At 34.6% G+C, this 1,101-nt stretch carries 1 protein-coding gene; it reads right to left on the bottom strand.

Annotated elements, in window-relative coordinates; genetic code table 11:
- Positions 1-16: 16 nt before the first annotated feature.
- Positions 17-1,045, bottom strand: coding sequence for an IS701 family transposase (locus tag AC6BYQ_RS28365; protein ID WP_498057917.1), 1,029 nt, complete (start codon positions 1,043-1,045; stop codon positions 17-19).
- Positions 1,046-1,101 lie beyond the last annotated feature (56 nt).

Genomic DNA, 1,101 nt, shown 5'->3' with positions numbered 1-1,101 from the left:
TAGGACTTACGCACTATTATTTATAGATTCTCTGTGGTAGCAGATGATTTTTATCGAGAATAAAGTCATCAATGAAGTTTTTGATAACTGGTCTAAATAATTTCTTCTGCCAACGATATACATTTTCAAAGATCCGCTCAAACTGGTTCTTTTGTATCTCGACGTAGGCCATCAAGGCTGAAAAAATATGATTCAAAATCAGTTTAGATCGTCTTACTTGAAACTTTTCAATATGACAAACCTGTTTAATCACCCGGTGATATTGCTCTATTTTCCAATGACTTGAATGTAATTCATGAAAACCCTCAAAGGACAATAAATCATCTTCATCTTGATGCACAATATAAAACCTCTGCTGTTCTTTTAACTGAGTCTTAAATAATTGTACAAAGCCAAAATCTTTGAGCCAGACCACTTGACCCTGATGGAAATTTGGCAATAAACGCAGTTGAAACCATTGTCCTTTTTCTGGGGAAACCTTACGGTTACAGTCGATACCAAACATAAATCGAATACCATATTTTCTTATGGTTTTTAGATTTCCAGTCGATGAATACCAACTATCACCTGTAATAAATTGAATCTTTGCACCCCAACTGAGTGCTTCACTTAACATATCCATAAAGTAATCATTCTTGGTTTTACTTTCAGATTTGTCATAAATTCGGAAATTAATTGGAATATTTTGACCATTCTGATCTGTCGCATACAAGGTAATGAGATTAATACCCTTGACGGATCGGTGGTGTTTGCCTGACCAAAAATAGCTAACCAAGTCCATATGTTGACTATAGGGTTTATCTAAAACAGTATCATCAATACTGACTATAAGTTTATTATTATCAATATGTTGAATTGCTTCTTGATATAGGTCGTGAGGTGTGTAGTCTTCACGTTCTAGAAAGCGATTTACACTATCATGCGAGATGTTATAAGTCTCGGCAAGTTGTGTGCAGCTAATAGAGTTCGGTTCTGTCATGAGAAAGCCCATATAAATGGGTAATGTACAAGTTGCTGTAGAAGCATGTTTAATTCGTCTGATCACAGATACTTTATAAAGTATTTTAATACTTTTTTGAATCCGTCAATGCGTAAGTCCTA

Source organism: Serratia sp. LTN-2, from assembly GCF_059740205.1.
This window is presented reverse-complemented; position numbering and strand designations above follow the sequence as displayed.